The following is a 24,451-nucleotide window of genomic DNA, read 5'->3' as shown; positions in this document are numbered from 1 at the left end:
AAGACTCTCCTCTTAAACGTTTTAACAAACCCGAATAGAGTAATTAAAAGTTCAATAGTATAATAATAACTGTTATCGCATATAACAACACTGTTATTAAAATATGCTGATCCTCTAATAAAACTTTATCTGGTTCTCCACCTTTATCTTCCATGTGAACTAAATATAAATAACGAAAAATCCCGTAAATTACAAATGGGATTGTCCACATTAAATAGATACTTTTCCCTGCATTAAAAGTAAAGATAGCATAAGTTACAATAGTTGCCGACGTAACAATTGTACTTAATTGGTCTAACAAAGCAGGAGAATAACTTTCTAATACTTTTCTATGAGAACCTTTATTATTCTGTAACAATACTAATTCATGTCTTCTTTTATTAATAGCCAAGAATAGTGACAGTAATAATGTACATAATAAAAACCACGGTGTAAATGGCACTTGAATAACTAATCCACCGGCCAATGCTCGTAAAACAAATCCAGATGCAATAATTAAAATATCAATGAGTACAACGTGCTTTAAACGAATTGAATACGCTACATTTAAAATAAAATAGGCTGCTAATACTAAGCACAATAACGGATTTAATATATATGAAACTACTAAAGACGCTACTAAAATAACACAACCTGCCGTAATAGCAAAGTACGGATTTAATGCCCCCGATGCCATCGGTCGATATCGCTTAACAGGGTGCTGTCGATCTGCCTCGATATCCATAAAATCATTTAAAATATAGACACAGCCAGATATTGCACAAAATAGCGCAAAACAAATTGCAGCTTGTGCCACCATAGTTAAAGATACTTGTTTTATTGAAAAGACTAACGCTGCAAATACAAGCAAGTTTTTAGTCCATTGTTTCGGGCGTAACTGTTTAAAAAACAATACAACTATATTTTGTTGAGATAAAGTTCCTTCCCTCATAATAATAAGAGTGCTTCTATTTTGTCACTCTCTTCTTTCCCTCCCTATTCAATTGTAATTTCCTTCTAATACAGGAAAAATTATAACACATAAATTAAACATTGAAAATCAGTTATTAAATACCAATAATAAAGGGCTCTCCTCTATATTAATGTTTCTAAAAAATACAGAAGGAAGCCCTATCAACTATATATTCTATTTCAAATATTGACCACGAAACACTTGCATCGTTTCGTCTTGATTTAACATCGTTAACTCTTCTTCTGTAAACTTACCATTTCCTACTTTTACTACGTACACATTTACTTTTTTCTTACCCCATTGGCTATAAACATCTTTCACCGTATCATAATATAGATCAAGACGGTTTCCTTTTATTGCACCGCCCTTATCAGCTACTACACCATACCCATAACCTGGTACGAATAAAATTGTTCCAATTGGGAATACGCGTAAGTCCGCTGCGATTGTGGAATATAAATCCCTTTTCGCCTTAACACCTGAATATGTAATACCATACTCCGGATGTCCCGGCCTCTTACCAGTTGACTCGATTCCCGACGTATAACCTGTTGCAGTCATTTCAATTGAACGATATTTAGACCAGTCGTTTGCCTGCTCTAAAGCATTTATCACTTCTTTACTCGGAGCAACATTTCTCTTAACTTCTGCTGCATGTACTTCTTTTGCACTCGTTCCCTCATACTTCTTTACAATCTCTAATAAAGAAACTCCTGTGAAAGCATTCCATGTTACGCATAATGCAATTGCAAGTAAACAAGTCATCATAATGCGAATACAATATCGTTTTAACATTTTTATATTCCACACTCCTTCATCGTTAATCATTCCCTATACCATGAAGGAATATGCAAAAAAATAATCTCCAACTTAATTGGAGATTAAAACATTTGATATCCGCTTTTCCGAAGTTTCTTGATTACGACTCCTGCTAAAGCAGCCCCTACTAATCCAGTAGATAGAATAAATACGTCTGCTTGTCCTAAGTGCGATACACTTGTCCCAAATGAAGAAAATGTTTCTTTCGGTTTTGAAAAATAATCCCACATACTCGCTTTATTAATAATAAGCATACAAACAATCGGATACACAATAACCATTACCCAAGTAGCTCGCAAAATCATGTTGAGTAAAAATCCAATTCCAAAGAACAAAATAAAGAATAACATCATTGAAATAAGTAGTACCGGTATACTCACTCTTTTCCCCTCTCCTTCGCACGTGCCGTAAATACGTGATAAGCTGTATAACCAAATGGTTCGCCTGGATTTAATGTTTTGTCCACTTCAAGATGTAGTTCTGATCTTCCTTCTAACAAATATTTAATAAGCACAGACGTATTCGGATCGTCTACAATCTTATCCGGATGTAAGAACGCCACTTCAGACAATTCTTTCTCCTGTATAATAATATTTTCTCCTTCAGGCTCCAAAAGAAAAATAATCATATTATCACTAATCTCATTACGAATAACACCCGATCGAACACCAATGATCCCCTTCACATGAGCGACAATACCTGTCTCTTCTAACACTTCGCGTTTCACAGCTTCATCAACCGTCTCACCTTCATTTACAAAACCAGCCGGTAAAGACCATTTCCCTTTTAATCCACTGTATTTCTTCTTAACAAATAGCCACCTACCATCTTTTGTAGCTACTAAACCACTAACAGCTAGCCATACCTTCCCTCGTTTCTCCATGATGTAATAACCTCCTCTTTCAGAACGGACAGAATATTCTTTCTTTTTTATATTATACTATATTTTTAATATGAAAAAAGCAGAAACAGCTCTTAGCCGTTTCTGCTTTTTCTAATATATATTAAAAGAACTTTAATTTACCTTTTTTAAGAACTAATAAAGGTCCACCTAATAAGAATAGGTAACGGTTATCGATTACTTTCTTCATGAAGGAAGCTTTCCAACCTGTTAACTTTTTACCCATAACAACGCCCATTGCATCGTCATGACCTAAAGAACATACAGATCCTTTATTATCAAATGCGAATTTCTTCATTTCGCCTTTACCACGAACTAATACAGTTAAGTTGTGTGCAATATTGTAACCTTGTTGAATTGCGATTTGTGCTGTTGGTGGGTATGGACGGTTAATTTCTTCATTAATGATTAACGCTGCGTCACCAACCATGAATACATCTTCGTATCCTGGAGCATGCATGTACTCATCAACTTTTACACGTCCGCGCATTGCTTCAAATCCAGACTCTTCCACAATACCGTTACCACGAACACCTGCAGCCCAAACTACTGTTTCAGACTTAATTAATTCAGTGTCATCGCCATTCGCAACGATAATACCTTCTTCAGTTGCTTCTTTAATTGCTGTACCGATGCGGAATTCTACACCTTTTTTCTCAAGTTGTTTTACAGCGTATTCTACTAACGCTGGATCGAAACCTGGAAGTGCTGTTGGAGCAGCTTCTACACAGATGATACGTGCTTTTTCACGTGGTACATTGTACTCTTTGCAAAGTTCAGGAACACGGTTTGCAAGCTCACCTACGTACTCGATACCAGTAAATCCAGCACCACCAACAACGATTGTTACTAACTCATCGCGTTGTTCAGTTGCATATTTAGAGAAACTAGCTTCCATATGCTCACGAATTTCACGAGTTGCATTAATGTTAGCGATTGAGAATGCATGCTCTTTTAATCCTGTAATTCCGAATGTTTCTGATTCGAAACCAAGACCAATTACTAAGTAGTCATACTCTAACTCGCCGTCTTTTAAGATAATGCGTTTTTCAGCAGCTTTAATTTCTACTACTGTGTCTTGTACAAAGTTCACTTTATTTGTATCAATAACGTCTTGAATATCTAGACAGATTTTTTCATCTTGTAATGTACCAGCTGCGCTCTCGTGTAACCAAGTCGCTTGGTAGTGATAGCTGTTGTTGTTTACTAGCGTAATTTCAGCTTCATTTACAGATAATGCTTTTTGCAGACGAACAGTCGTAATCATCCCGCCATAACCTGCACCTAAAACTACGATTTTTGGAGTCTTCACCAAATCACAACCCTTTTCTTTATATAATAGTAATGAGAAATAATACCAAGTACTAAAAACTCTATTTGTCAAGAATGTGGAATTTATCACATTCTATATCATAACAAAACGCAGTCAAAAAATCGTACGAATTTTGTCATAGAAATTTAACATAATACTTCCCTATATTAGTCGGTTTTATTCCAGAATTCAAGCGTCTGGAGAATTATCAATATTTTAAAATAACATAGCGTTTTCAAGGGTTTTTTAGCCTTTTTTTCATGTATTTTCCTTTCTGTATATTTTATACAATAAAAAAGAACCTATGCGAAAACTTACACACAATTCAGTCGTTTTCAGAAGTATTATGAACTCAAATATGCTATCATTTATTTGAAAGTGTCATCATTTGCAGGATTTTCGTGTACATATGAACAATATATGAAATCAATATCAAAATTCCATCTATAGGGGGAATGAAAGTGGCAGAAAATCAAAAAGTTTACGACATAACAATTATTGGTGGTGGTCCAACAGGGCTATTCACAGCATTTTATGGCGGTATGAGACAAGCAAGTGTAAAAATCATTGAAAGCTTACCTCAACTTGGAGGACAATTATCCGCACTCTACCCTGAAAAATACATTTATGATGTAGCTGGATTCCCAAAAGTGCGCGCACAAGAATTAGTTGATAACTTAAAAGAGCAAATGAAGAAATTTGACCCAACCGTTTGTTTAGAAGAAGCTGTCGATACGCTTGAGAAACAAGCTGACGGTATATTTAAACTTGTTACGAATAAGCAAACTCACTATTCTAAATCAGTTATTATTACTGCTGGCAATGGTGCTTTCCAACCACGCCGCTTAGAATTAGAAGGTACAGCAAAGTATGAAAAGAAAAACTTACATTATTTCGTTGATGATATGAATAAATTTGCCGGTAAGCGCGTCGTAGTATTTGGCGGCGGTGATTCAGCTGTTGATTGGACAATGATGTTAGAACCGATCGCTGAAAAAGTTACAATCGTTCATCGCCGCGATAAATTCCGTGCGCATGAACATAGCGTCGAAAACTTAATGAATTCTCGTGCAGAAGTAAGTACACCGTATGTTCCAGTTGAACTCATTGGTGATGACAAAATTGAACAAGTCGTTCTTCAGCACGTAAAAACTGAAGAAAAAGTTATCATCGATGTTGATGACGTAATTGTAAACTATGGCTTCGTTTCTTCTCTTGGCCCAATTAAAAACTGGGGCTTAGATATACAAAAAAACAGCATCCTTGTAAATTCAAAAATGGAAACAAATATTCCTGGCATTTATGCTGCTGGTGACATTTGTACATATGAAGGAAAAGTAAAACTCATTGCTTGCGGCTTCGGTGAAGCACCAACAGCAGTAAACAATGCAAAAGCTTACTTCGATCCAAATGCAAAACTTCAACCAATGCATAGCTCAAGCATGTTTTAATATGTAAAAATAAAAGCTCCTTCCATACGTGGAAGGAGCTTTTATTTTATATACCACGAAAGCACACTGAATTCGATAAACTATCGAACTCAGTGTGCTTTTCGTCTAAAAAAATTATTGTTTCCTTCTTCTACCTAATACGAATAATACTCCGCCAACTAAGAATGAAATTCCAGCACCAACTGACATCATCCATGGAGACGCTGCCCCTGTTTTCGGTAATTCTCTTTCTGTTTTTACTTGCGGCTCTTTAATTAATTTTTCCAATCTTACTTCCGGTTTCACTTCTGGCTCCTTCGGCTCTTTCGGATCCTCCGGTTTCACTTCTGGCTCTTTCGGATCTTCCGGTTTCACTTCTGGTTCCTTCGGTTCTTTCGGGTCTTCCGGTTTCACTTCTGGCTCCTTCGGATCTTTCGGATCTTCTGGTTTCACTTCTGGTTCCTTCGGCTCTTTCGGATCTTCCGGTTTCACTTCTGGCTCCTTCGGTTCTTTCGGATCTTCCGGTTTCACTTCTGGCTCTTTCGGTTCTTTCGGATCTTCCGGTTTCACTTCTGGCTCCTTCGGCTCTTTCGGATCTTCTGGTTTCACTTCTGGTTCCTTCGGCTCTTTCGGATCTTCCGGTTTCACTTCTGGCTCCTTCGGTTCTTTCGGATCTTCCGGTTTCACTTCTGGCTCTTTCGGCTCTTTCGGATCCTCCGGTTTCACTTCTGGTTCCTTCGGTTCTTTCGGATCCTCCGGTTTCACTTCTGGTTCCTTCGGTTCTTTCGGATCTTCTGGTTTCACTTCTGGCTCCTTCGGCTCTTTCGGATCTTCCGGTTTCACTTCTGGCTCCTTCGGTTCTTTCGGATCTTCTGGTTTCACTTCTGGCTCCTTCGGTTCTTTCGGATCCTCCGGTATCTTAAAATCTTCTTTTGTTTTCGGTAAAATTGTAACTGTAGGCTCAAGTGGCGGATTTATTTTATCGTCCACTACTGCTTTATTTGTTATCCCTTTACTCGGCGCTTCTTTTACCTTCGCTTTAAAAATAATACTACGTTCTTTCGTATCTGTAATTTCTAGATACTTGGCGATTACTTTTCCAAACTCCATTTTTAACTCTATTGGATTGGGCTCAGCCCCTTCAAATCTAATACTACCTTGCACGTATTCTAAACCGGCTGGAATTTCATCTTCTATTGTAACTACATCTAGTTTTCCGTTTTCCACCGTATTTTTGAAACTAATTCGGTATTCTACTTCTTCTCCTAGCTTTGGCTCTTTATTACTTACTGTCTTCGCTGCTGTTAACTTACCATCTTTATATTCTGGCTTTATTTTCGCTGTCGGTTCTATAACTGGATGTTTCGGATCATCCACTTCAATAATCGCTTTATTTGTTATTTCTCCTCCAACTTTTACTGATTCTTTTACCTTTACTTTAAAGATGATACTTCTTTCTTTCGTATCCGTAATTTCTGGATACTTCACTGTTACTTTTCCATTCTCAACTTTAAGTTCTGTTGGTACAGGCTTATCACCTACGGCCTCCAGACTATCTTTCACATACTCTAAACCAGACGGAATTTCATCTTCAATCTTTACATCAACTAACTTCCCGCCATCTACTGTGCCGTTAAAAGTAATTCGATATTCAATTTCTTCCCCTAGCTTTGGTTCATGATTACTTACTTCTTTCCTTGCCTCTAGTTTCCCATCTTTATATTGCGGTGTGATTGGTATAAGTGACTCAACTGGCGGAGTCGTCGGATTATTATCATCAACAATCGCCTTGTTTACAATCTCTTTTCCTACTTGTACCGTCTCTTGTACTCTCACTTTAAAGATGATACTTCTTTTTTTCGTATCCGTAATTTCTGGATACTTTGCTGTTACTTTTCCATTCTCTACTTTAAGTTCCACCGGATGTGGTTCCGGCCCATCAGACTTTATACTATCTTGTACGTATTCTAAACCAGCTGGAATTTCATCTTCTACCTTTACCTCAGTTAGTTTTCCGTTCTCTACCGTATTTTCAAAGCTAATTCGATATTCTACTTCTTCTCCTAACTTTGGTTCATGATTACTTACTGTTTTTTCTGCTTGTAATGCACCATCTCTATATTGAGGCTGAATAGAGATATTCGGTTGCTCTGGTGGATTTATTGTATCTTCCACAATCGCCTTGTTCACAATCTCTTCGCCTACTTTAGCTTTTTCTTTCACTTTCACTTTAAAGACGATACTTCTTTCTTTCATATCCGTAATTTCTGGATATTCCGCAAGGACGATTCCGTTTTTCACTTTCACATACAACGGTTTCGGATTCTCTCCCTCGGCTCTTTCACTACCTTCTACAAACTCTAAGCCAGTTGGTAATTCATCCTTAATCTTTACCTTCGCTACTTTCCCATGCTCTACTACGTTACGGAAAGTAATTCGATACTCTACTTCTTCTCCTAATTTTGGAGCTGGATTATTTACTGTTTTCTCAGCTTTTAGTTTTCCGTCCTTATACTCCGGCGTAATAATCGCTTCTGGTTTTTGCGGCGGATTCTTCGGATTGTCATCATCCACAATTGCCGTATTCACGATTTTCTTACCGACTTTTGCTACTTCCGTTACTTTCACTTTAAAGCTAATACTACGCTCAGCTGTATCAGTAATATTTTCATACTTCGCTGTAATTTTCCCAGCTTCTTCTTTTAACTCTACTGGCGCTGGCTCATTACCTTCTGATTTTAAACTATCCTTCACATACTCTAAACCAGTTGGTAATTGATCCTCAATTTTCACTTCTGCTAGTTTTCCGTTTTCTACCGTATTTTTAAAACTAATTCGGTACTCTACTTCTTCTCCTAGCTTTGGATCTTTTTTATTTACCTTTTTATTAGCTTTAAATTTACCAGCTTTATGCTGCGGGTTAATTTCTACTTCTGGTCGCTCTGGTGGATTTTTTGTATCATCAACAATTGCTTTATTTACAATTGCTTTGTCCACTTCAACAGAATCTTTCACCTTCACTTTAAAGATAATGCTTCTTTCTTTCATATCAGTGATATTTTCATACTTCGCACTAACCTTACCAGCTTCTTCTTTCAACTCTACTGGTGCTGGCTTATCACCTTCTGCTTTTAGACTATCTTTCACATACTCTAAACCAGACGGAATTTCATCCTCAATTTTCACCTCTGCCAGTTTTCCATCTTTCACCGTATTATTAAATGAAATTCGGTATTCGATTTCTTCCCCTAGCTTCGGTTTATGATTATTCACCTTTTTATGAGCAGCAATTTTACCGTCTTTATATTGCGGTGTAATTTTTGCTGTCGGATCAATTACTGGATGGTTCGGATCATCAACATGGATAATCGCTTTATTTGTAATGTCTTTACCTATTGCAACTGAATCTTTCACCTTCACTTTAAAGACGATACTTCTTTCTTTCGTATCCATAATCTCTGAATACTTTGCCATTACCTTACCATTTTCTACTTTCAACTCCACTGGTTTTGGCTCTTCACCTTCAGCCTTTTCGCTTCCTTCTACAAACTCTAATCCAGCTGGAATTTCATCTTCTATTTTTACCTCTGCTAGTTTTCCATCTTTCACCGTATTATTAAAAATAATTCGATATTCGATTTCCTCACCTAACTTCGGTTCATGATTACTTACTTCTTTTCTTGCCTCAATTTTCCCATCTTTATATTGTGGTGTAATCGGTACATAAGGCTCTTCTGGCAGATTCTTTGTATCATCTACAATTGCCTCATTTACGATTTCTTCTCCCACTTTTACGCTTTCTTTTACCTTCACTTTAAAGACAATACTTCTTTCCTCTGTATCTGTAATTTCTGGATACTTTGCCATTACCTTATTATTTTTCACCTGTAGCTCTACTGGTTTCGGTTTAGAACCTTCTGCTGTGATGCTGCCTTCTACATACTCTAAACCATTTGGTAATGTATCCTTTATATTTACCTCTACTAGTTTTCCGTTTTCTACCGTGTTTTTAAAACTAATTCGGTATTCTACTTCTTCTCCTAGTTTCGGTTTATGATTATTTGCTACTTTCTGCGCAGCAATTTTACCATCTTTATATTGCGGAGTAATTTCCACACGAGGCTCTTCTGGCTCATTTTTTGTATCTACTACGATTGCTTTATTAACAATCTCCTTGCCTATTTCTGCCTCTTCTTTTACTTTCACTTTAAAAGTAATACTTCTTTCTTTTGTATCCGCAATTTCTAGATACTTTGCCATTACCTTGCCGTTTTCAAATTTCAATTCTACCGGACTTGGTTTAGAACCTTCTGCTTGTAAACTGTTCTCCACGTACTCTAATCCAGCTGGGATTTCATCTTCTACTGTAACCTCTACTAGTTTTCCGTTTTCTACCGTGTTTTTAAAACTAATTCGGTATTCTACTTCTTCTCCTAATTTCGGTTTTTTATTGTTTACAAATTTCTCTGCTTTAAGCTTACCGTCTTTATATTCTGGCGTAATTGTTACTTCTGAAGTTGTTGGATCTTTTGTATCATCAACAACTACTTTATTGACAATGCCTTCACCAACCTTAAATTCTTCTTTTACTTTCGCTTTAAAGACGATACTTCTTTCTTCTGTATCCGTAATTTCTGGATATTTGGCGATTACTTTTCCATCTTTCACTTTCAGTTCTACTGGATCCGGCTTAGTACCTTCTGCTCGTAAACTATCTTTCACATACTCTAATCCATTTGGTAAATCATCTTTTATTGTTACCTCTGCTAGCTTTCCGTTTTCTACCGTATTTTTAAAGCTAATTCGGTATTCCACTTCTTCTCCTAACTTCGGCGTTTCATTATTTACCGTTTTCTTCGCTTCCACTTTTCCGTCTTTATGCTGTGGAGTAATTTCTGCCGTCGGTGTTTCTGGCTCATTTTTCGTATCATCAATAATTGCTTTATTGACGATTTTTTTACCGACTTTCACTTCATCTTTTACTTTCACTTTAAAAGTGATACTTCTTTCTTCTGTATCCGTAATCTCTGGATACTTCGCCATTACCTTACCATTTTCAAATTTCAATTCTACTGGATCCGGCTTAGTACCTTCTGCTTTCACACTGTTTTCTACGTACTCTAAACCTTCGGGTAAAGTATCTTCTATTTTCACCTCTGCTAGTTTTCCATCTTCTACCGTGTTTTTAAAACTAATTCGGTATTCTACTTCTTCTCCTAACTTCGGCGTTTCATTATTTACCGTCTTCTTCGCTTTCACTTTTCCGTCTTTATGTTGCGGAATAATTTCTGCTGTCGGTGTTTCTGGCGGATGTTTCGTATCGCTCACAATCGCTTCATTAACAATTGAATCGCTCACTTTACCTTTTACTTTCACTTTAAAGGTAATACTTCTCTCTTTTGTATCTGTAATCTCAGGATACTTTGCCATTACCTTACCGTTTTCAAATTTCAATTCCACTGGATCTGGCTTAGAACCTTCTACTTTTACACTATCTTTCACATACTCTAATCCATTTGGTAAATCATCTTCTATCTTTACCTCTGTTAGCTTTCCATGTTCTACCGTATTTTTAAAGCTAATTCGGTATTCCACTTCTTCTCCTAACTTCGGCGTTTCATTATTTACCATCTTTTTCGCTTCAAGTTTTCCATCTTTATACTGAGGAATAATTTCCGCAGTCGGATTAACTGGCTTATTTTGCGAATCATCAATAGTTGCTTTATTAATGATTTTTTTACCGACTTTTACTTCTTCTTTTACTTTCACTTTAAAAACGATACTTCTTTCTTCTGTATCCGTAATTTCTGGATATTTTGCCATTACCTTACCGTTTTCAAATTTCAGCTCTACTGAATCTATTCTGGCACCTTCTGCTTTCAAACTATTTTCTACATACTCTAAACCTTCTGGTAAAGTATCCTCTATTATCACGTCTGTTAGCTTTCCGTTCTTTACCGTATTTTTCATACTAATTCGGTATTCTACTTCTTCTCCTAACTTCGGTGTTTCATTATTTACGCTTTTCTTCGCTTTAATTTTTCCATCTTTGTGTAATGGTGTAATTTTCGCTTCTGGTTCTTTCGGATCTTTCATATCATCCACAATTGCCTTATTGATGATTTCCTTACCTACTTCCGCTTCTTCCTTCACCTTTACCTTAAAGACAATACTTCTTTCTTTCATATCCGTAATATTTTCATATTCAGCAGTGACTTTTCCATCTTTCACACTTAACTTTAATGGAGCTGGTTTATCACCTTCAGCCTTTTCACTGCCTTTTACATACTCTAAACCGTTAGGAATTGTATCCTCTATTATTACCTTTTCTAGTTTTCCGTTTTCTACCGTGTTCTTAAAGCTAATTCGGTATTCTACTTCTTCTCCTAGTTTTGGTGATGGATTATCTACTGTCTTCTTCGAATCAATTATTCCATCCTTATGTTGCGGAGTAATTCTTTCCTCCGGCTCAATCGGTGGATTTTTCGTATCATCAACAATTGCTTTATTGACAATCTCTTTATCTACTTTTGCTTCTTCCTTCACCTTTACTTTAAAGACGATACTTCTTTCTTTCATATCCATAATATCGATATACTTAGCTTTGACTATCCCATTTTCAACAGCTAATTCTACTGGTCCAGGTGCTTCTCCTTCGGCCTTGATGCTATTTTCTACATATTCAAGACCTTTTGGAATTGTATCTTCCACTCGCACCTCTTCAAGTTTTCCGTTCTCAACCGTATTATGAAAACTAATGCGGTACTCGATTTCTTCGCCTAACTTTGGCTTCTTATTATTAACTACCTTTGTAGCAGCAATTTCACCTTTTTTACTTTGCGGTGTAATAACAACCTTTGATTCAACAGGCTCATTTTTCGGATCTTTTGCAATTGCTTTATTTACGATTGCCTCCCCTACTTTTGCCGAATCTTTTACTTTCACTTTAAAAACAATACTTCTTTTTTCTGTATCCGTAATTTCTGGATACTTTGCCATTACTTTGCCGTCTTCCACTTTTAGTTCTACTGGCTCTGGTTTTATACCTTCAGCTTTCAAACTATCTTTCACGTATTCAACACCTTTAGGTAGTGTATCTTCTACTAGCACCTTTTCTAGTTTTCCGTTTTCTACCGTATTATAAAATGTAATTCGGTATTCCACTTCTTCTCCTAGTTTTGGTGTTTGATTCGTTACGCTTTTTTCAACATCCACTTTACCGTATTTATAATCCGGCGTAATCTTTTCTTCTGGATGCTCAGTTTGTCCATTCGGCTCACTCACAACCGCTTTATTAACAATCGTTTCTCCGGCTTTTGCCTCTTCTTTTACTTTCACTTTAAAGGCAATGCTTCGCTCTTTTGTATCCGTAATCTCTGGATATTTTGCGATTACCTTACCATTTTCTACTTTTAACTCTACTGGATTTGGTTCAGCACCTTCAGCTCTCTCACTGCCTTGAACAAATTCTAAGTTAGCTGGAATTTCATCTTCTATTGTAACTGCATCTAGCTTTCCGTTTTCCACCGTATTTTGGAAGCTAATTTGATATTCAAATTCTTCTCCTAGCTTCGGCTTCTTATTTGTTGCTTTTTTCTTTGCAGCAATTTTACCGGCCTTATGCTGTGGTGTAATCTTCTCTTCTAGATTTTTTGGTGGATTTGTTTTATCACTAACGGTTGCTTTATTAACAATTTCTTCACCAATTTTTGCAGTTTCTTTTACTTTTGTTTTAAAGACGATACTTCTTTCTTCCATATCCATAATTTCTGGATACTTTGCAATTACTTTTCCATTTTCAAACTTCAGCTCTACTGGCTCTGGTTTTGCACCTTCTGCTTTCAAACTATCTTTCACGTATTCAAGATTGCTTGGTAATTCATCTTCAATCGTCAATACATCTAGACGTCCATCTTTTGTCTTATTTTTAAATGTAATACGATACTCTACTTCGTCACCTAGTTTCGGTGTTTTATTAGATGCTATTTTTTTAGCTTCTATTTCTCCAGGGATCTCTTTTGGAGTCGTAACCGTAATATCTGCATCATCTGCAGTTTCATAATTTACCTCGGTACTATCTTGTCCCTTTACAACAACGATATTTTTTACTGTTGTATCTGATTGTACAGAAGCTTTCACTTTTACTTTGAATGTAATAATGGCACTTTCACCAGGCTTTAAAACACCGCCGTCTTTAGCATTTGCACCTTCACCAATACGGAAATCAATTTGATTATTTACAAACTCTGCTTCATCATCGCTTGCATTATCTGTTTTATTTCCTTTATTACTTCCAGACACATATTGAATAGATCCCGGAACATACTCTAAACGATTATCTAATTTATCAAAACCTTTTACATTCGATACCGGTGCTTGATTATTTTTCGTATCATTTTTCACTTCAATTTGATACGTAAACTCTTCACCAGATTTAATTTCCTTAACTTCTTTACCGGTACTATCTAATGCCTTTTTATCAACTTGTAAGTTTGGAGCATTATGCTCTGTAACGAATGTGGCGTTATTTAATACGTAAATATCACCAGTACTAGCATATGCTCTAAAACGCATTTTTCCTTCTTTCAAATCATTCTTTACTTGAGTCGGTCCTTCAAGATGATACGTATGAATGTCAGTACTGAATGAATTTGTCCAATCCGGGTTATATCCTGGATATTTTTTTGTAACAAACTCGTTAGTACCGTCTACTTGTACTTCTGTCATAGATGAGTCATTAACATCATTATCTTTACCTGTAATATTTTTAAACTTTTGATACCCTAACCCAAAATCATACTCTCCATAATCATAGGCATACCCATCATGATCAGCTGGATCACCTTGCGATGAAAAATAACTAAATTTCGCCTTAAAAGCACCTTCTTTTGGTGTGTTTATTTTATTAACACTAATATCTGTCCAAGCTGTACTTTTTTGAGAAACTAAACCTTCCCAAATTTTCATATTTTTTACTGTTTCTTTATAGTTTTCATACACTAATATAAGATTCCAGTTGCCCCAGTAGTAACCACTGCCCTTTTCAAATTTAATTTGTGGTACATTCGCAACTGTCACCGTTTGAGAAAGACCTTGTTTTGCAATTACATTTGTTACGTCAGCATATGCAACATATCCTGCGCCACTGCTATAGTGATTTGCAATATACGGTAAATAATCCGCTTTTCGTATACTATCAGCACTTATTTCAGCGTATTGCTTATTTCCCATCTTCATTTTAACGGGTTCTCTTACATCTTCATCGCTAACTCTATAATCTGTCCTTGCATCACTTGGAGTCCCCATAGCTGCTGTCCAAAATAAATATGCCTTTTTCACTTTACTTCCAGCAGGAATGTTAGGAAATGCACCTGTTGATGAATTAAATGTAGTATCATCATTATCAACATCTACAGCTTTTTTATTGGTTTTGCCACCAACACTTTGCCTAATATAATGATTATCTGTCAAACCAAGCGTCACATTACCAGTCTGTACTAAATTACCAGGAGCAATTATAGAATACAACGGGTCTCCAAATCCTTGTTTATCTCCTGTTTGAATTTGAACCTTCGAAGCATTTTCTGACGCAGCTTGTACTTCTGCAACACTCTGCTTTACTGCCTCTTTTTCTGGCTGTTTCTCAGCTTCGGTTACTGGTTGTTCTGGTAGTTCTGTTTTTGATGTAGGGTTATTTTTACCTTCTACAGATACTTTTAGCTTTTCATCAACTTTTTTAATTGTATTATTAGCTGATGGGCCAACTTCTTTCTTACTACTGTCAGCCTCCTCATCGGCATTAGCTGCTACCTTTTCTTCAGAAGGGATTCCCTCAACATCTACAGACATGTTTCCTATTTGTACTTGATCTTTTTGCACACTAATCTTTTGTTTGTATTCTTTATTAAAATGCTGCGTGCGGCTAGCCTTTATTAGCACCGTCATTTTTTCGTGTGATTTTAAATCTCGAATTTTAAGATTAGAAGAAAGAAGTTTTCCTCCCTTATCTTTTTCTTCTACATAGAAATCCGCTACTTTATTTTCAGGTAACTTCTCTCCGTTTACTTTGACAGATTGCGAGAGGAACGTAATTTTATTTTCATTACTTTGTTTAAGCACCAATTCTTGAATTGGTGTATCTCCCGTATTTTCAATCGTATATTGAAATACGTGCTCCCTCTTAGCTACTTCCCCCCTATATATTTCGGCATTTACTTGCTCTGCCTTAATTTTCACATCATTTCCTTGTAACTCATCCCAGCTTTTTTTATTTATCTCTGCAAAAGCACTGGGTGAAGGCAATATGATGGATAGGAGAAGTGTTATCATTGTTACGACATTAAAACACTTCAATACTTGTTTCATATTTTCTACCTTTCTCCTTTCTATATGCTTGCTATCCGTCTACTTAATTTCGTAGCCGTATACATAGCAATATATATCCACTCGCAACAATCCGACCTACGAAAATGTATCGTTGAAATCCCAATGTCAACAATATAAATCTCATAGAATATTACTATTTTAATTTATCAAAAATAGCATATATACATATCGGACACTTATACAAACCTTCACCATTTTTTAACATAGTAAAAAATGCCCTATTGTATAGGTTTATATAACAGTTAAAGGATACATAAAAATCTTAACATACTCCCAAATCTATTTGTACACGAAATAGAAATTTTACCATTTTTTACTTATTTTTTATTTATAATTAAAATTTTCAAAAAAAACTTCACATATAAAAATATGTTATATTAAAACCAGGAACGAATGTTCTTATTTTAAAGGAGGAATTTTCATGATTAACGAGCCCATTATAATGAAAAAAGAAGCTTTCCAAGCAATCGGCGTTTCAGTTACGACGACTAACGAAAGAGAGGCATCTACTAAAGGAAAAATCCCCGAGCTTTGGAACCGCTACTTCCAAGAACAAATGATGCATCACATCCCAAACCAAAAAACGAAAGCAACATTTGCTTTCTACTCAAACTACGAATCAGATGAAACTGGTACATATACATTCACAATCGGTACGCCCGTTTCTTCATTAGAAGACGTTCCTGAAAATATGACAACTTTAACAATACCTGCTGCTACATATGCGGTATTTACAACGAGAAAGGGACCAGTTGCTGAAGTCGTTTGCGAAGCTTGGGAATATATTTGGCAATGGTCGAAAGAAAATAAACGTGCCTTCACAACAGACTTTGAGCTTTACGATGAAAGAGCATTAGACCCAAATCATGCACAATTGGATATTTATATTGCGTTAGCCTAAAAAAAGATGCCCATTCGGCATCTTTTTTTGTCGTTAAATAGCTACTGGGCAAATTCATTATTATTGTCTACAATGAGAAAGTGCAGTATAGAAATATTAGAAACTGTATAAAACGATTGTTAATAAGTTTTTTAGTTTAAATTCGTCACATAGAAAGGAAGCAATATGGAGGAACTACAACAAAATAAAGCTGCTTTAGAAGGAAGCGGAAAACCGTTATTAAAAAATACGAATTTCCTTTTTCTTTGGGCAGCTACTCTTTTTTCAAGCTTTGCTTTAGCCTTTTTTACTTTTTCACAAACGTGGTACATAGCAAAAACGTTAAACCTTGAAGCTTCACTCGGTGTTGTTTTCGTAGCCCTTAGTGTTCCAAGGCTTATTTTTATGATTGTCGGCGGCGCTGTAGCTGATAAATTCCCGAAAAAAAATATTATGTTTTACTCCAATATCATTCGAGCGATTCTTGTCGCAACCATTCTCACATGGTTTATCGTTGGTGATGTAACGCTATATACATTTGCTTTATTCGCTTTATTCTTTGGACTTGCTGATGCTTTCTTCTGGTCAGCAGATGGATCTATCTTACCGGAATTGGTAGAAAAAAGCCGGTTAACACAAGCGAATTCACTTACACAAATGACGAACCAAGCATCGGTCATCTTAGGCCCTGTACTTGGCGGAATTCTCATTAAATTTACGAACTATGAGACAATCTTTTCCATTACGATTTTATTACTGATTGTCGCTGCCATACTCGTTCAAAAAATACAATTTACGATGCCAGAACAAAAAGATACAGATAAAGGTATGTTCACTTCCATTAAAGAAGGAATCTTATATGTAAAGGAATCGCCATTCCTTTCAACTTTCCTTATTTGTAGCGCTTTTTTAAACTTATTTTTAATCGGTCCGATGCAAGTTGGTTTCCCGCTTTTTGTTAAAAACGTTCTGCATGGTGATTCGCTCCAGTTTAGTTACTTAGAGGCATCTGTAGGCGGTGGAATGGCAATCGGTGCTATCATTGTCGGTTTAAAAAATATTAATCGTAGACGCGGTCTATTTTGTATTATCATGATGCTATTGTCTGGTATATTCTTCTTAGCCATCAACTTTAGTACCGTACTTTGGCAAGCACTATTAGCTGGCATGTTTTACGGTATTACAATCGCAATGGCGATTGTACCGCTTATGGCAATGATTCAATCGACAGTCAAAGAAGAAATGATGGGACGCGTAATGAGTTTACTTATGCTATCATCAATGGGCTTTATCCCGCTCTCTTATGCATTCACATCCATTGCACTTGCAATAGGAATTCCAATCGTAACCGTTATGAAAAGTGGTGCAATAGCTGTTATCGTCTTCGTACTATTTGTAGCGATTCGTGTTCCAGTTGTAAGGAAGTTCGATTAACTAATTAGAGTCATGTATTATACACATGGCTCTTTTTTGAATGGATCAAATAGTGATATTCCCTTACTTCTCCTTAATGCTGCTCCCCATTCTAATCCAATCTCTAAAAATAAATCTCGCACTGTACTGTATAAAAGTGCCCCAATATCTTTACGAATTTCCCCATATTTATATGCTCTTACAACACTTTTCACACGCCAAATTAAATTTCCATACACTTCTTCGTCAGCTAATATTTGCTCTAGTAAAACACCTTGTTCTAGTAACCCGCTCTTTTTATATGCAAGCTCGACCTTACTCCAAAATATATTAATTTTCTTCGGATTACTCGTCATCGGCACCAGTGCGTATATAAAAGGCTTCGGTATATCATGACGGCAATACGTCTCATCAAGCTCGTACGTTCCTTTTCTTTTCTCTTTTATTTGTGGAATGTTTTTAGAAAGAATTGTTTCCCCAGCGCTTTTTTGCTCATTTTTACTACAGCCAGTTGCATTATCCTCAATTTTACAAGCGGACATTTGCATACGGTCATCCATGCGGTCAATCGCAGATGTAAGAAATACATATAAGTTCGCACTATACCCGCCGCGCTTATGTCTCTCTTTTGTTGCAACACGCTTTATAATTCCTAGTTCCTCTAACTTTGCAATTGAGCGGCGTACTGTACGAATACTCTTTCCAACATTCGTCGCAATCGTCTCCATTAACGGACAAGCAACTCCCACTGTTTTCTGTTTCTCATTCACCGCATATTTCCCTAAAAAATGAATGATGATAGCATCCGTTTTATTCAATTGAAATCGGTAGCAATTCAAAATTTGTTTTTGGTATGTATTAAATTCTTCTTTACTTCGAAATTCACTATATGGTTTCATTAAATTATATAAACTTCCCATTTATATCACCTCATTTATAAGTAAGAGGCAGGAAGTGAAATTGGCGTAATAGTTAATATTTTTTTAATGGAGATGAAAATATGATCGTAATTAGCGCTTGTTTAGGTGGTATCGCTTGTCGGTATGATGGAAATGACAATCTCGTTTCAAAAATAGAGGAGCTACTACAAAAAGAAGATACAGTCCTCATTTGTCCTGAAGTATTAGGGGGATTACCAACGCCTCGTCCTTCCGCTGAAATTATTGGCGGGAATGGCGATGACGTTTTAGACGGAAAAGCGAAAGTGATGACAAAAGATGGCGAAGATGTCACAGCAGCTTTCGTAAATGGTGCTTATAAAGCATTAGAACAAATTAAAAATTTAAACCCAGAATATATTATTTTAAAAGAACGCAGCCCATCTTGTGGTAGTTCTATGATTTACACTGGAGAATTTAACGGTAATAAGCAAACTGGTTACGGAGTGACAACTGCTTTATTTAAAAGAAACGGTTTTAAAGTCATTTCAGAAGAAGAATTTGAAAACAAAAAAAGGAATTGACCCTGTTCGTCAATTCCTTTTTATCTTTCTTATTTCATACTTAGTTTTTCTTTCACTTTCGCTGGAAGCTCATCTTTCTTTACTTCTTCCCAAGCTGTTACACCTTTTTTATCTGAGTGATATACGCGTAGGAATGCATCTTTACGAAGATTTTTTTGAGCTGTGAATTCTAATTCTTTTTCTTTTCCGTCTTTATCAAAACCTTTTAATTTATACTCAAAATATTTGTATGGCTCACCGTTATCAGACTTTTCATTTTTTTCAATACCATCAGCTGTAATTTGAACGTAATACTCATCTTTCCCCATACGGTTAATATCACAACCAACTAACAAACTTGCAAATACAACTAAAATACTAAATAGTGCAATGTATCTTTTCATTTCCTTCACCTCATATGTTTTTTCTTATATTCTTATCTTAAAGCCCAACGCTTAAAGAAGAAATTCAAAAACATGACATGAACATTACACTTTTGTAAGATAATAATTATTTCTTCACTTTAGAAATCGTCATTCCATCATCAATTGGAACGAGTACAGATTGTAAATGCGGTTCGATTTCTATCATTTCATTAAACTTCTGTATAACGTTTTTGTTTCGCACGCTTATCAGCTACACTACCGCCAATAACGTCTTTCACGCCAATTTTTCCACTTATCACGTAATTTCCTTATACCGTTTATTACGCCTTCTATTATACCCTCAATTATAATCTTTATTACAAGGTATCTTATGAAATTAATAATAGGTTTAATTACGTATTTCCTTATGAATTCAAGAATATCCTCGATCATATTCCCCTCCTTTTTTTCAAAAGGAAGCTGCTACTCCTTCGCGTCCTTTTACGTCCAATTACAATTGCTGCCCTACTGCGGTATATATCAACAAAAATAATACGACAACACCATCCACAATAACGCTATTGAATTTGGAAGAAACTTCGGTAAATACTAATACTATAATATGGCTAAAAGAATTATTTTTTCATCTATATTTGGGGATGCTCCCAAAAACTTTATAAATTCAAAGACAACTTTACTACAACTCTTCCCGTAACTAATTTATTATCGTGGTAAACCGTCTTCCACTACATCCGTAACAGTTCCATTCGGTTCAAAGATTACACGTAATGATCCTTCTCCACCATAACCAGTATAGTCATATACTGAATAAGATTTATATTTCTCAATCACATGTGGCTGTCCAATTGCAGCTTTTACCTGATTCGCGGGCATACCTTTTTTGATTTTCAAATAGTGATTGTAACTTACTGCTGCCGAATTGTTATTTACATCTTTATACCATGGTACACGATCGCCAATCATCTTCGTTACAAATATTAACATTAAATACAACTAATAAATAGTATATTTCTGCTATTTATTTACATTTCCGTTCCGAAATCTTATCTTAAAACTAGCAATATGAAACTGGAATTCACAATACAAATCACGTATCCCATATATGATAACATTTAAATTAAATTCCAAAGTAACTTTACATGCATTTTCTGTTTTAACGCCAAAAGAAAAGACCTTTCTAACGATTTTATTCCATCGCTAAAAAGGCCTTTTCTATTTCGGCTAAAAACTTAGCACTCTTCTGGTTTACCAGCATTCGTCGCTGTACGGAAAGATGATCCACATCCGCATGATGCGATTGCGTTTGGATTGTCGATTGTGAATCCACCGCCAAGCATAGATTGTTTATAGTCAATTTTTACTCCTTTAACAATTGGAGCACTTTCTTTATCGATAACAAATTCAACACCGAAAAACTCAAGAACTGTGTCGTCTTCTTTTGGTTCTACTTCAAACCCTAAGCCGTAAGAAAGACCGCTACATCCGCCGCCGTGTACAGCAAGGCGCACATACTTCTCTCCATCTTCAGCATCTTTTAACATATCTTTAATTTGAAAAGCTGCTTGTTCTGTTACTTCAATCATGAAATACACCTTCCTTTCTGTTCTTAGTCCATTATACATCTTTACGCTTCTATCTTGTACTCATACACTCCGCGGCAAATTACTTCCGCAGGTCCTTTCATCAACACGTTTCCTTCTTCAGTCCACGCAATCATTAAATCGCCACCAGCTAAATGGACTGTAATTTCCTTACCACGTTCCATCTTTCCATTTAAAATAGCAGCTACAACTGCAGCGCACGCCCCTGTTCCGCAAGCTTGCGTTACACCAGACCCACGTTCCCAAACGCGGAAGTTCATCTCGTCATCATTCAAAATTTCGATAAACTCAACATTTACTCGCTCTGGAAACATTTCATGTGTCTCGAGGACTGGTCCAAGTGTTGTAAGAGGTGCTTTTTCTACATCATCAACAAAAATAACCGCATGTGGATTTCCCATTGAAACAGCTGTAAATGCATAACGATGATTATTGTATAAGAAGTTTTCACGAATAAATGGTGTTTCACCTTCACCAAGCATCGGTATTTCTGCACGTGTTAGACGCGGTGCTCCCATATCGATTTTCGCTAATGTCACGACACCATCTTCTACTGTTACTTCAGCCGTTACAATACCAGCCAACGTTTCAATTGTAAAAACTGTTTCTTCTACTAGTTTATGTTCATACGCATATTTCGCTACGCAGCGTAAACCGTTACCACAGCTCTTTCCTTCAGAACCATCATTATTAAACATGCGCATTTTCACCGGAGCTACGTCTGAAGGGCAAATTAAAATCATCCCGTCTGCTCCAATACCAGTATTAATATTTGAAACCTTTTCCGCCACAAGGGCTAAATCTTCTTCAGGAATTTGCTCTTCAAACATATTTACATATATATAACTATTGCCAAGACCATGCATTTTTGTAAAAGAAAATTGGCTCATTTATATTCACTCCAAAAATAATTTGTTATGTTAAGTATAAAATGCATGCTTTTAGAACACAATATGAATGTCCCCCGTTTCTCATATTTGACAACGTTTGGCGATGAGCCACTCTTACACAATTTGTGTAAGAAAAAAGCCCTTCTAAAAAGGGCCTTTTTTTATTTATTCCACTATTTTCGATTGGGGAGAGCTAATAATTAGTATTAGCCCTTCCCAATCGAAATCACATTTTATCTAATAAAAAAGGTGCTGCTAATTCGCAACACCTTAAAACATTGGATTTTCATCCAAATACTCATATACATTATTAACAAGCTCTTCTACTGTTGCACCTTGTACAACTTCACCATTTACAAGTGCAAACGGTCCTTCAAAACAAATACCACAATATCCTAGACAACCATACTCCATTACATCTAAATTCGGATCTTTTTCTAATTTTTCTAGAGCTGCTTGTGAACCACTTGCAAGGTTACCTACACAAAATTCAATTAATGGTTTAATCAAAATTCTCCCCCCTGTACTACAAAACAAATTACCTTTTCACTTTATCTATAAGAAGAAAACTAAGCTGTTTCTTGTTGTTTTCGTTACACAGTCTAAACTATTTAGTTACTTCATTATTTCACTTCAAAGTAGATGACTTCTTCTATATAACATGCTACTTCCAATGAAATAGTAACTACAAAGGAAAAACAGTTTATTTTACTTTTCTTCTTATTGTACAACAGAGTATTCATTCATGCATTGTTATTTGTTCACAAATTCGATATAATTTGATTGAGTAAAGTCAAAATATTTTATTAATATAAAATTTTATGATTAGGGGATATTTCAACAGAAAAGGGGTAATCCATCATGAAACACCTCGTAATACTAGGTGGCGGCTACGGTGGAATGAGAATTCTGCAAAGGCTACTTCCAAGCAACCAACTTCCAGATGATGTACAAGTGACATTAATCGACAAAGTACCATATCATTGCTTCAAAACTGAATATTATGCATTAGTTGCGGGTACTATTTCAGAAACGCATATTCGTATACCGTTTCCTGAACACCCACGCCTCAATATTCAATACGGCACAGTAACAAATATTGACCTCGAAGAAAAAGCTGTTCATCTCGATGGCGGCGAAGCAATCCAATATGATGACTTAATTATCGGACTTGGCTGTGAAGATAAATATCATAACGTTCCTGGGGCTAGGGAATATACACATAGTCTACAATCAATTGAACAAACACGTAAAACCTATGAACAATTAAATAGTCTAGAACCAAATGCAACAGTAGCTGTTGTTGGTGCTGGCTTAAGTGGCGTTGAAGTAGCAAGTGAACTTCGTGAAAGCCGTTCTGATTTAAAAATCTATTTATTTGATCGAAAAGATAGAATTTTATTCCCATATCCAGAGAAATTAAGTAGATATGTAGAAGAATGGTTTGTAAAGCATAAAGTTAACATTATACGAAACTCTAACATTACAAAAGTAGAACCAAATATTGTGTACAACCACGATGAACCACTTGAATGTGATGCAATCGTCTGGACAGCTGGTATTCAAGCAAATGAAGTTGTTCGAAACCTTCCAGTTGAACAAGATGGTAGCGGACGGGTTGTCTTAACGAAATATCACAATATTCCGAACAATGAGCACGTTTACGTTGTAGGAGATTGCGCAGCACTTCCACATGCACCATCTGCCCAACTTGCTGAAGGTCAAGGAGAACAAATTGTCCAAATATTATTAAAACGTTGGAATAATGAACCACTCCCGGATGAACTACCTGTTATTAAATTAAAAGGTGTTCTAGGATCTCTTGGTAAGAAGCATGGATTCGGTTTACTCGCAAACCAACCATTAATGGGACGTGTACCGAGATTATTAAAATCTGGTCTTCTTTGGATGTACAAATATCATAAAGGTTAATACTTTACAGGCTGTCTACTATGTAGGCAGCCTCTTTGCATCAGTTTTTAAAAATTATCAGACACATCTTTCTCAATATTTATAATGATTTATTTTTCATTTTTATAT

General features: G+C 36.0%; 16 protein-coding genes and 2 pseudogenes. 5 read left to right on the top strand and 13 right to left on the bottom strand.

The annotated features are described in order from the left end of the window. Positions 1-43: 43 nt before the first annotated feature. From M1D66_RS02760 to M1D66_RS02740, 5 genes are all read right to left on the bottom strand, one after another. The gene (locus M1D66_RS02760; protein ID WP_001206692.1) at positions 44-931 is read right to left on the bottom strand and encodes a decaprenyl-phosphate phosphoribosyltransferase; all 888 of its coding nucleotides are present in this window, start codon (positions 929-931) and stop codon (positions 44-46) included. Positions 932-1,126: 195 nt separating this feature from the next. Further along, complete coding sequence (locus M1D66_RS02755; protein ID WP_000920102.1) at positions 1,127-1,747, bottom strand: 3D domain-containing protein; 621 nt, start codon at positions 1,745-1,747, stop codon at positions 1,127-1,129. A gap of 86 nt (positions 1,748-1,833) precedes the next feature. Beyond that, the gene (locus M1D66_RS02750) at positions 1,834-2,151 is read right to left on the bottom strand and encodes a YuiB family protein (RefSeq protein WP_000027016.1); all 318 of its coding nucleotides are present in this window, start codon (positions 2,149-2,151) and stop codon (positions 1,834-1,836) included. Continuing rightward, complete coding sequence (locus tag M1D66_RS02745) at positions 2,148-2,654, bottom strand: NUDIX hydrolase (protein WP_000415315.1); 507 nt, start codon at positions 2,652-2,654, stop codon at positions 2,148-2,150. The genes M1D66_RS02750 and M1D66_RS02745 overlap by 4 nt, the downstream gene beginning before the upstream one ends. A gap of 121 nt (positions 2,655-2,775) precedes the next feature. Further along, positions 2,776-3,984, bottom strand: a complete 1,209-nt coding sequence (locus M1D66_RS02740) for an NAD(P)/FAD-dependent oxidoreductase (RefSeq protein ID WP_000856612.1) — start codon at positions 3,982-3,984, stop codon at positions 2,776-2,778. Between the two features lie 461 nt (positions 3,985-4,445). On the opposite strand from M1D66_RS02740, the gene M1D66_RS02735 reads away from it, so the two are divergent. After that, positions 4,446-5,435 carry an NAD(P)/FAD-dependent oxidoreductase gene (locus M1D66_RS02735; RefSeq protein ID WP_000829785.1) on the top strand — a complete coding sequence of 330 codons (990 nt, stop codon included), beginning with the start codon at positions 4,446-4,448 and terminating at the stop codon, positions 5,433-5,435. Positions 5,436-5,549: 114 nt separating this feature from the next. Here the strand turns inward: M1D66_RS02735 and M1D66_RS02730 are convergent, their stop codons facing one another. Further along, a complete protein-coding gene (locus tag M1D66_RS02730; RefSeq protein ID WP_242554981.1) occupies positions 5,550-15,779 on the bottom strand; it encodes an isopeptide-forming domain-containing fimbrial protein in 10,230 nt (3,409 codons plus the stop codon). Between the two features lie 442 nt (positions 15,780-16,221). On the opposite strand from M1D66_RS02730, the gene M1D66_RS02725 reads away from it, so the two are divergent. Both M1D66_RS02725 and M1D66_RS02720 read left to right on the top strand, forming a co-directional pair. Further along, a complete protein-coding gene (locus tag M1D66_RS02725; RefSeq protein ID WP_000606648.1) occupies positions 16,222-16,701 on the top strand; it encodes a GyrI-like domain-containing protein in 480 nt (159 codons plus the stop codon). A 165-nt stretch (positions 16,702-16,866) separates the two neighbouring features. Then, on the top strand, positions 16,867-18,114 hold the full coding sequence (locus tag M1D66_RS02720) for an MFS transporter (protein ID WP_242554980.1): 1,248 nt from the start codon (positions 16,867-16,869) through the stop codon (positions 18,112-18,114). 17 nt (positions 18,115-18,131) lie between these two features. Here M1D66_RS02720 and M1D66_RS02715 read toward each other — a convergent pair whose 3' ends face one another. Further along, positions 18,132-19,013 (bottom strand): helix-turn-helix domain-containing protein, encoded by an 882-nt coding sequence (locus tag M1D66_RS02715; protein WP_086388947.1) that lies wholly within the window; start codon positions 19,011-19,013, stop codon positions 18,132-18,134. An 80-nt stretch (positions 19,014-19,093) separates the two neighbouring features. On the opposite strand from M1D66_RS02715, the gene M1D66_RS02710 reads away from it, so the two are divergent. Continuing rightward, positions 19,094-19,555: a 2-thiouracil desulfurase family protein gene (locus M1D66_RS02710; protein WP_000635486.1), complete on the top strand. Its 462-nt coding sequence runs from the start codon at positions 19,094-19,096 to the stop codon at positions 19,553-19,555. A gap of 29 nt (positions 19,556-19,584) precedes the next feature. Here the strand turns inward: M1D66_RS02710 and M1D66_RS02705 are convergent, their stop codons facing one another. The 6 genes and pseudogenes from M1D66_RS02705 to M1D66_RS02680 all read right to left on the bottom strand — a co-directional run bounded on the left by M1D66_RS02705 (position 19,585) and on the right by M1D66_RS02680 (position 22,921). Further along, positions 19,585-19,938: a YxeA family protein gene (locus M1D66_RS02705; protein ID WP_242554979.1), complete on the bottom strand. Its 354-nt coding sequence runs from the start codon at positions 19,936-19,938 to the stop codon at positions 19,585-19,587. Positions 19,939-20,044: 106 nt separating this feature from the next. Then, a pseudogene (locus M1D66_RS02700) lies at positions 20,045-20,219 on the bottom strand (methyltransferase). Positions 20,220-20,622: 403 nt separating this feature from the next. Then, positions 20,623-20,874: pseudogene (locus M1D66_RS02695) on the bottom strand (hypothetical protein); the annotation flags it as partial. A 275-nt stretch (positions 20,875-21,149) separates the two neighbouring features. Further along, positions 21,150-21,503, bottom strand: coding sequence for a HesB/IscA family protein (locus tag M1D66_RS02690; protein ID WP_000573822.1), 354 nt, complete (start codon positions 21,501-21,503; stop codon positions 21,150-21,152). A 41-nt stretch (positions 21,504-21,544) separates the two neighbouring features. Then, positions 21,545-22,411, bottom strand: coding sequence for a diaminopimelate epimerase (dapF, locus tag M1D66_RS02685; protein WP_000077396.1), 867 nt, complete (start codon positions 22,409-22,411; stop codon positions 21,545-21,547). A gap of 270 nt (positions 22,412-22,681) precedes the next feature. Then, positions 22,682-22,921, bottom strand: coding sequence for a YuzB family protein (locus M1D66_RS02680; protein WP_000595026.1), 240 nt, complete (start codon positions 22,919-22,921; stop codon positions 22,682-22,684). A 351-nt stretch (positions 22,922-23,272) separates the two neighbouring features. Here M1D66_RS02680 and M1D66_RS02675 point away from each other — a divergent pair, with 351 nt between their 5' ends. After that, positions 23,273-24,343 carry an NAD(P)/FAD-dependent oxidoreductase gene (locus M1D66_RS02675; protein ID WP_000682079.1) on the top strand — a complete coding sequence of 357 codons (1,071 nt, stop codon included), beginning with the start codon at positions 23,273-23,275 and terminating at the stop codon, positions 24,341-24,343. Positions 24,344-24,451 lie beyond the last annotated feature (108 nt).

This window comes from Bacillus sp. PK6-16 (assembly GCF_056530295.1).
This window is presented reverse-complemented; position numbering and strand designations above follow the sequence as displayed.